Annotated in this window: 7 protein-coding genes and 1 other annotated feature; all 7 genes read right to left on the bottom strand. The window is 42.3% G+C overall.

Annotated features, from left to right (window positions below):
* Nucleotides 1–57 precede the first annotated feature (57 nt).
* Nucleotides 58–1,371, bottom strand: coding sequence for an aspartate--tRNA(Asn) ligase (gene aspS, locus CWS20_RS16490; protein ID WP_066194902.1), 1,314 nt, complete (start codon nt 1,369–1,371; stop codon nt 58–60).
* Between the two features lie 158 nt (nt 1,372–1,529).
* Nucleotides 1,530–1,762 (bottom strand) — a binding site (T-box leader).
* Between the two features lie 59 nt (nt 1,763–1,821).
* Nucleotides 1,822–2,511, bottom strand: a complete 690-nt coding sequence (locus CWS20_RS16495) for a benzoate transporter (protein WP_066194900.1) — start codon at nt 2,509–2,511, stop codon at nt 1,822–1,824.
* A gap of 11 nt (nt 2,512–2,522) precedes the next feature.
* Nucleotides 2,523–3,632, bottom strand: coding sequence for a mandelate racemase/muconate lactonizing enzyme family protein (locus CWS20_RS16500; protein ID WP_066194898.1), 1,110 nt, complete (start codon nt 3,630–3,632; stop codon nt 2,523–2,525).
* A gap of 64 nt (nt 3,633–3,696) precedes the next feature.
* Nucleotides 3,697–5,127, bottom strand: coding sequence for a Na+/H+ antiporter NhaC (gene nhaC, locus CWS20_RS16505; protein WP_066194896.1), 1,431 nt, complete (start codon nt 5,125–5,127; stop codon nt 3,697–3,699).
* A gap of 25 nt (nt 5,128–5,152) precedes the next feature.
* Nucleotides 5,153–6,244, bottom strand: a complete 1,092-nt coding sequence (locus CWS20_RS16510) for an amidohydrolase (RefSeq protein WP_066194894.1) — start codon at nt 6,242–6,244, stop codon at nt 5,153–5,155.
* A gap of 184 nt (nt 6,245–6,428) precedes the next feature.
* A complete protein-coding gene (locus CWS20_RS16515; protein WP_066194892.1) occupies nt 6,429–7,709 on the bottom strand; it encodes a Glu/Leu/Phe/Val family dehydrogenase in 1,281 nt (426 codons plus the stop codon).
* Between the two features lie 28 nt (nt 7,710–7,737).
* Complete coding sequence (locus CWS20_RS16520) at nt 7,738–8,937, bottom strand: ornithine--oxo-acid transaminase (protein ID WP_066194890.1); 1,200 nt, start codon at nt 8,935–8,937, stop codon at nt 7,738–7,740.
* Between the last annotated feature and the right edge of the window lie 122 nt (nt 8,938–9,059).

A 9,059-nucleotide genomic window follows, 5' to 3' on the forward strand; every position in this document is an offset into this window, starting at 1 on the left:
AGCTTTCGACATGTCCATGTCGGTACCTGTCACCTACAAAATTCGACATTGCCACGGTTATGGGGTGATTCTGTGGCGGTCTCTTGGGAAGGTGGAGGCGTAGCGGATGTTGGGGTGGTTTAGCAGCTTGGATGTGAGCCGCTCTAGTCCTATTGCCAGCCCGCCATGTGGTGGCATGCCATATTTGAAAGCTTCTGTATAGCTTTCGAAGTTTGCCGGATTCATTCCGCGAGATTGGATAGACGCGATTAATTGTGCGTAATCATGAATTCTAAGCCCGCCTGTTGTCACCTCAATGCCTTTAAATAAAAGGTCAAATGACGCTGTTTCGTCTGGATTGCATGCAGCAGGTAGAGCATACATCGGGCGAACATCTCTAGGATAACTTGTAAGGAACACAAAGGCCGAGCCTTGCTTTTCCATGAAATATTGACAAATGAGCCGCTCCCCTTCAGGATCTAAATCACCTGCTGGCGATGACTTTCCATATGTCTCCTCTAAAATTCGCTGTGCCTCCATAACAGTTATTCGCGGTATCTTTTCCACTTCCGGCACTTCAATATGATATTTATTCAACTCTAATTCAAATGCTGATTTCACCTTTCCGAACATGAAACTTAGCAGCGCTTCCTCTAAATCCATCAGTTCCTCTTCGGACTGAACAAATCCGATTTCCAAGTCCAATGAGATATACTCATTAAGATGCCGGGAAGTATTGTGCTCCTCAGCCCGATAAACTGGACCAACTTCAAATACCCGTTCATATCCTGCCCCGACCATCATCTGCTTATAAAATTGTGGAGATTGCGCCAAATATGCTTGCTGTTCAAAGTAATTTACTGCAAATACATTTGCTCCGCCTTCAGCCCCTGCAGCCACAATTTTCGGTGTGAAAATTTGTGTAAACCCATGCTTCACTAAGAAATCTCTAAACGCTCCTGCAAGAGTTGACTGTATTTTAAAAGTGAGCTGTTCCTTTTGATTTCTCAAGGACAGTACACGCTGGTCTAGCATCGTATCCAAGTTTACATTTAAGTTCTCTTTATTCACCTCAAATGGCAATGGATTCGCCGCTATGTTTATAACCTCCAGTGATACGACTACAAGTTCAACTCCAGACGGGCTTTTTTCAGCGGCTACTGCTTTTCCCTTTAAGGAAATAACAGATTCCAAGCTTAAAGATTTCTTCGCCCACTGCCCTTCCAAAACGCATTGAATGTATCCCGTCCGGTCGCGAACTTGCAGAAATGCAATTTTCCCTAAATGACGAATTCTTTGTACCCACCCTTTTATAATGATTTCCTGGTCAAGAAATTGACTGGCCTCGGAGCACATCACACGGGATGCGCTTTTTTGCTGATGATTTTCCATTGTATCCGCTCCTCTTTCGCTTTATGTTGTTGTTATCATCATCATCATCGTCATCCATATGTGATCACCTCCTTAAATCAGTTTTGCATCTAGTTACAGCTGATTACCATTGCCCCAGCCCTATTATCCATCAAAAAAACAAAAAAGCCCCATCCCTGTATAGGGACGAGGCTTCATTCTACTCGCGGTGCCACCCTGATTATCACAAAGGCAAGCCTTTGCAATCACTTCATTCCCGTTAACGGTGGGACCCGGCCGCTCCTAATGGATTACTCGTTCAGGCGGCACTCATTGGTGTCGTTCATTTGATCTTAGCCATAGCCCTTTCAGCAACAAGGCCGCTCTCTGTAGACTAGTGCTTCAAACTACTCTTCCAAATCAACATGCTGGAATATTAAGTAATAGAATAACGCGCATATTTCGTATTGTCAATGTTATTTTAAAAATATTTTAACTTTTCCTAAAATCAATTAAGCTGTTCTCACCATCGACAATCATTCCTACTCCACGCCAGCCTTCAGCCAATAAAGCCTGCTGAAGAGCAGTATTCTTCATCGACACTTGCTGTGATTTCTTCCACTCTACAGCTTCCTTGCGATGAATCTCCATCACAAATACATATCTTAAACGGCCGCCATACTTTTCTTTTAGCGCCGCAATCTCCATCCCTTGTGACAGCTTATCCTTTAAGCTTGGAAAATTAAAAGGCGCCACGGTACTGCACACATATTCGAAAGAGTGTTCATCCTTTTTGAGTTCGTCCATTAAAATGGCCGCAAGCTTTTGCTGAAGGTGATTTCCCCGATAATCAGGATGAACATTGGAGATTTCCTGGTAAATGACCTTTGATAAATCTTCTATCCCCACATCCAAGCCTAAATGCTCCTCATCTATCGTCGGTACAAGCAGCGCCCTGAAGGCAATGAGCTTTTCGCCAATCCATGCACCAATCAATAACCCTTTTCCCTTTAAAATATATTTAAACTCTTCTTCTAATAATGGCTGCAATACGCTTTTATTATCTAAAGCTGCAATCACCTCTTCTTGCAATGCCATAATGGCTTTTATATCTTTTTCCTGCAAATAAGTTACCACATAGGATGGCCCCTGTTTTAATACACCCTCATTTAAGATACTCATCTACTATTCTCCTAACTAATGCAATCTTTAAATACGGTCAGCTCCTCCAATGTAGATTCATCCACGACAATGCCCAATCCCGGTTGTCCATTTAGACGGATAAAAGGAATATCGTATTTCAAATCACCTACATCCTTCGAAAACTTCAACGGCCCTGTCAGCTCCACACTAGTAATATTCTTTTTTGAAAAAGCGACATGGAAACCTGCGGATGAAGCGATAGACGATTCAACCATCGACCCTACCTGGCATTCAATTCCTGCCAGCTCGGCTTGGTAGGCAAGCTTCACAGCCGGCTGGATGCCGCCGCATTTCATTAGCTTAATATTGACCCGGTCTGCAGCATTCTTGCTGATGATTTCCTTCATTTCGCGCTGTCCTTTTAAGCCTTCATCAATCATTAATGATAGATCTGTTTTGCTTCTAATAAAAGCCATGCCATCAATATCATCTGCCATGACAGGCTGCTCAAGCCAGTCAATATCAATGGATTGCAAAGCACGTATGCCCTTCAGCGCAGCTGCACTTGTTTTCCATCCTTGATTTACATCGACGCGAATGACAGCGTCATTTTTTACACTTTCATAAACAGCTTTAATTCGGTTAACATCCTCCATCACGTCTGTGCCGACTTTAATTTTAAAAGAAGTATAGCCCATTTGCACCCGTTCTGCTGCTTCTCTCGCCATTTTTTCCGGCTCGCCAATGCTTAGCACATGCGTAATTGGGAACTCATCATGATAACGGCCCCCAATTAATTGATAGATTGGCTGCCCCAGCTTTTTGCCTATTAAATCAAAACAGGCAATATCAATGGCTGCCTTTGCAGCTGGCACGCCATAGGCTACTTTATTCATCCTTTCATGAATTCGCTCAATTTGGAGCGGATTTTCTCCAATGATGCTAGGTCCTAATGTATTTTTCAAAAGATGAAAGGTGCTTTCCCAAGTTTCTCCTGTTACATGTTCATCAGGCACCGCTTCCCCATAACCGATGAAACCTTCATCAGTTTCTAGTTTCACAATAATTGATGGCATATCATTGTATGTATGATAACTAATAACAAACGGCTGTTTTAGAGGCAAACGAATTGCGTACAGTGACATAGATGTTATTTTCATTTTTTCCATCTCCTTATTTAAAAAGAATAAGAAAGTCTGCATAGGACAGACTTTCCAATCGCATTTATCCATTTAATGAAGCTTCTTCTTCCTCTTTGCGCATAGCAATGATTTCTTCATCTGTCAGCTTCACAACCGTAAAGCCAATTAATGCGTAAATAATAGAAATTATCGGTACGATAAAGTTTAAAATAGCATATGGAGCATACTCAAAGGCATGAACGCCTAATGTAGCAAGTATAAATACCCCACAAGTATTCCATGGAATAAAGACAGACGTTAACGTTCCGCCATCCTCCAGAGCCCTTGAAAGGTTTTTAGAATGCAAGCCTTTGTCCTTGTATGCCTTTGAAAACATCCTTGCCGGCACTACAATTGAAATATACTGCTCTGAGCAGGAAGCATTGGTTGCAAACGCTGACGCAACAGTGGTAATGATCAGACTCTTCGCTGACTTTGCCAGCTTCAAAATTTGATTTACTAGCGCTGAAAGCATGCCAGTATTTTCTAAAATTCCGCCAAATGTCATGGCAACTATAGTCATTGATACAGTGTACATCATCGAATCAAGCCCGCCGCCATTGAATAAGCCATCGACCATTTTATTTCCAGTATCTATAACGAATCCACTCTGCAAAGCTGTAACAGCTGCGGAAACTGATCCGCCTTGTACAAACACTTGGCAAGCAAAGCCGAGAATGACACCTGTGACTAATGCCGGAATAGCCGGTACCTTTAACGCTACCATAATGATGACGATTAATGGAACAATCAATAAAAATGGAGAAATAACAAATGAATCTTGTAATGTTAAAATCGTTTGTTGAATATCTGCAGAATTGGCTCCATCTTTCCCAAAGTCTTTCCCTAAATACCAGTAAACCGCAAGCGCAATCGCTAAACCAGGAATCGTAGTATAAAACATATGCTTAATATGATCGAACAAACTTGTTCCTGTCAGCCCTGCTGCTAAGTTTGTCGTGTCTGAAAGCGGTGACATTTTATCGCCGAAATAAGCCCCGGAAATAATCGCACCTGCAATCATCGGCATTGGAATCCCCATACTCGCACCAATCCCCATACCTGCAACACCAATTGTTCCCATTGTCGACCATGAGCTACCAATCGAAAGAGAGACTACCGCGCAAATAACAGTAATGGAAACTAAAAATAATGACGGTGTCAAAATCTTCAATCCGTAATAAATCATCGTGGCAACAATGCCGCCGCCTAGCCATGAGCCAATTACTAGCCCAACTAACATAATGATGATGACCGCCGGCAATGCGAGCTTAATTCCTTTGTACATTGCTTCTTCAATATCCTTCCACTCATAGCCTGCTTTCCAGGCAACTAGAGCCGCCGTAATCGTTCCAATAATAAGCGGAATATGAGGACCTTGTTCTAAAAATATTACTGCAATAAACATCATAGTAATCATCACTAATAATGGAATAATTGCCAATCCAAACGATATTTGTTTCTCCTTTTTCATCGTATTCCTCCCATGGTGAAAAAAATTAAATTTTGCTTAATACTTCAGCTAACACCCTTGCGCCTTGATCAAGTACTGAATGATTGAATGTCATCTTAGGATGATGCAGACCAGATCGTAAATCTGCGCCAAGGCCAATCATCGTGGCCTTTACTTCTGGATGTTTGATTGTGTAAAAATGAAAATCATCACTGCCGGAGGTTACGACTGGCTGTGCCAAGCTTTTTGGCCCAAGCACTGCTTCAATTGCCGCTGCTGCAAGCTTTTCAGAGTCGTTTGATACTTCGGCCCCCGGTGTAAAATCCTTCCAATCAAACTTAATAGACACACCATATAAGCTCTCTATATGCATCAATCCTTCTGCTACTTTTTCTTGTAAGCCTATTAATATTTCATTTTTTTGTGCACGCACATCCATTCCGAACGAAGCTGTTCCGGGTATGATATTCAGGCTCTCGCCGCCGGCGTGGATTTTCGTCAATTTCAAAGAATAGGATTCAAATGGAGACATATAAATGTTTTTTATAAATTGATGAATAGCTGCAATGACATCAATGCTGTTGCTTCCTTGATGTGGCCTCGCACCATGTGCATCTACCCCTATGATTCTACCTTCCAATGTGACACAGGCTCCGTGGTGAATAGAAGGTGCAGCTTGTCCAAAAGGAAGTTCTTCTGCTGGACGGAGATGAACACCAAATAGGTGGCTGACATGATTCATTGCACCCTTTTCAATCATCGCCAATGACCCATTGCCTTTTTCTTCAGCAGGCTGAAAAATAAAGCGGATTTTTTTCCTCAATGGCTGATGCTGCAAATATAGCAACGCGCCGAGAACGATTGAAATATGCGCATCATGTCCACAGGAGTGGTTCGCTTGGTATACGCCGTCCACTTCCTGCCATAAGGCATCAATATCCGCCCGAACAGCAACTGCTTCACTTCCTTCGCCTAGTTCCGCAATCACACCTGTCACATCGTTAAACCTGCAATAGTTCACCTGTAAATCATCCAATATTTCAGTAATTTTTTGAGTAGTCTTTAATTCTTTAAAACTTGTTTCAGGATGATGATGGAAATAGTCAAACCATGATAAAATCTGTTTTTCATAGTTCATGAAAAAATCAATCCTTTTCGACTTTAGTAAATTTTACAAAAATTCACCTTGTATTTTCCTTGCAGTAAAAATCCTTGTACATCAACTGTACAAGGATTTCTCTCCACTATGGCTGGCAGTCTTTCGCCAATTTTGAAACATTGGTGAGAAATCTAAGATGTAAGTCTGCCAGTTATGATAAAAATTAAACCCAGCCTCTAAATCTTGAAGCTTCAGACATTTTTCGAACGCCGACAATATAGGCAGCTAAACGCATGTTCACTTTTCGCTGTTCTGCGATTTCGTATACATTTTCAAATGAATGAACGAGGACTTTTTGCAGTTTTTCTAGCACTTCATCCTCACTCCAATAATAGCCCTGATTATTCTGCACCCATTCAAAATAGGATACTGTCACTCCGCCTGCACTCGCAAGGACGTCTGGCACTAGCAGCACGCCTCGGTCTGATAGAATTCTAGTTGCTTCCAGAGTCGTAGGGCCGTTCGCCGCTTCAACGACGATCGACGCCTTGATTTTATGAGCATTTGCTGCAGTTATTTGATTTGAAATCGCTGCCGGCACCAAAATATCGCATTCTTTTTCTAGTAGCTCTTGATTTGAGATAGTCGTATTAAACAAGTTTGTCACTGAACCGAAGCTATCTCTACGATCGAGCAAATAGTCAATATCCAAACCATTTGTGTCATACAGTGCACCATGGGCATCAGAAATACCTACAACCTTCGCTCCAGCATCATGCATGAATTTCGCAAGAAAACTGCCGGCATTACCAAACCCTTGTACAATGACTCTTGCTCCTTCAATAGTGATGCCTCTTCGTTTCGCTGCTTCTTCAATGCATATGACTACGCCTTGGGCAGTTGCTTTTTCACGCCCTTGAGATCCGCCAAGAACAAGCGGTTTTCCTGTGATGAATCCAGGAGAATCGTATTCACGCAGACGGCTATATTCATCCATCATCCATGCCATAATTTGTGAATTTGTAAAAACATCCGGTGCCGGGATATCTTTTGTAGGACCAACAATTTGGCTGATTGCTCTTACATATCCCCGACTTAATCTTTCTAACTCACCCATTGACATTTTTCGCGGATCGCAAATGATGCCTCCCTTTCCGCCGCCATAAGGCAAATCAGCAATACCGCACTTCAAACTCATCCACATTGATAACGCTTTTACTTCATCTTCGTTTACTTCCGGATGAAATCGAACGCCTCCCTTTGTCGGGCCAACTGCATCGTTATGCTGCGCGCGATAGCCAGTAAAAACGCTTACTGTGTCGTCATCCATTCTGACTGGAATTTTCACTGTCAGCAGCCTTAATGGCTCCTTGAGCAGCTCAAACATTTCTTCGGTATAGCCCAGCTTTTCGAGCGCTTCTTTTATGACAACCTGTGTTGAAGTCAATAGATTCAAAGTTTCTTCCTGCTGTTCCGCTTGTGTCTCAAGCATTTCTGCAACCATTCTTGCACCTCTTATATTTAAGTAATGATTATCCTAAAACTTTTACGATTTTTTCAATTGCCCAATCAAGATCCTCTTTAGAGATGACTAGCGGCGGAGCAAAGCGAATCACCGTATCATGTGTTTCTTTACAAAGAAGACCTGCTTCTTTTAATTCTTCGCAATATTTACGCGCCGGTTCTGTAAGCTCGACGCCAATAAATAGACCGCGGCCACGCACTTCTTTAATTTTCGGGTTTTTAATTTCTTTTAATTTTTCTGCAAAATAGTTTCCAAGTTCAAGAGAACGGTCTACAAGCTTCTCTTCTTTTAACACTTCCATTGAAGCGATGGAAACTGCACATGCCATTGGGTTTCCGCCAAATGTTGAACCATGGGAGCCGGGATTAAATACACCTAGAATCTCCTTGCTTGAAACGACACAAGAAATTGGGAAAACTCCTCCGCCAAGCGCTTTACCTAAAATGTACATATCAGGATCAACGTCATCCCATTCACATGCAAACATTTTTCCAGAACGTGCAAGACCTGCTTGAATTTCATCAGCAATAAACAGCACATTGTTTTCTTTACACGCTTCTTGTGCTTGTTTTAAGAAGCCTTCGGGCGGGATGACAATTCCTGCTTCACCTTGAATCGGCTCAATAAGGAATGCTGCTGTATTTTCTGTGATTGCTGCTTTTAATGCATCAATATCTCCGTAGGGAATCAATTTAATGCCCGGCAGCATTGGCCCAAATCCTCTTTGATACTCTTCTTCAGAAGAAAGAGAAACCGCTGTCATTGTACGGCCGTGGAAATTTCCAACGCATGCAATGATTTCTGCTTGGTTTTCCGCAACGCCTTTCACATCATATGCCCAGCGACGAGCGGCTTTAATCGCTGTTTCTACCGCTTCTGCACCTGTGTTCATTGGCAAAGCCATTTCTTTATTCGTTAATTCGCAAATCATTTCATACCATGGCCCAAGCTGATCGTTATGGAAGGCACGTGATGTTAATGTCACGCGATCAGCTTGATCCTTTAATGCCTGAATGATTTTTGGATGGCGATGCCCCTGGTTCACCGCTGAGTATGCACTAAGCATATCCATATATTTATTGCCTTCTGGATCTTCAACCCACACACCTTCTGCTTTCGCAATAACGATTGGCAGCGGATGATAGTTATTCGCTCCAAATTTTTCCGTTTGTTCAATCAGGTTTTTTGTTTGCAAAGTTTCGTTCATTATAATTCCTCCCCATGTTTTCGCCCGTTCTAGAATGTCAGCTGCCGGGTGTGGCAGCTGACAATGACTGGTGCGCTTAATACATTTCTGAAGTTGTTTTAGCTTGCATGTGAAGCATGATG

It is taken from the genome of Cytobacillus horneckiae (assembly GCF_002835735.1).
Lineage (GTDB): Bacteria > Bacillota > Bacilli > Bacillales > Cytobacillaceae > Cytobacillus > Cytobacillus horneckiae.

Excerpts from the sequence above, each read along its gene's own strand:
- aspS (WP_066194902.1), bottom strand. The coding sequence starts at position 1,371 with ATGGAAAATCATCAGCAAAAAAGCGCATCCCGTGTGATGTGCTCCGAG.
- CWS20_RS16495 (WP_066194900.1), bottom strand. The coding sequence starts at position 2,511 with ATGAGTATCTTAAATGAGGGTGTATTAAAACAGGGGCCATCCTATGTG.
- CWS20_RS16500 (WP_066194898.1), bottom strand. The coding sequence starts at position 3,632 with ATGAAAATAACATCTATGTCACTGTACGCAATTCGTTTGCCTCTAAAA.
- nhaC (WP_066194896.1), bottom strand. The coding sequence starts at position 5,127 with ATGAAAAAGGAGAAACAAATATCGTTTGGATTGGCAATTATTCCATTA.
- CWS20_RS16510 (WP_066194894.1), bottom strand. The coding sequence starts at position 6,244 with ATGAACTATGAAAAACAGATTTTATCATGGTTTGACTATTTCCATCAT.
- CWS20_RS16515 (WP_066194892.1), bottom strand. The coding sequence starts at position 7,709 with ATGGTTGCAGAAATGCTTGAGACACAAGCGGAACAGCAGGAAGAAACT.
- CWS20_RS16520 (WP_066194890.1), bottom strand. The coding sequence starts at position 8,937 with ATGAACGAAACTTTGCAAACAAAAAACCTGATTGAACAAACGGAAAAA.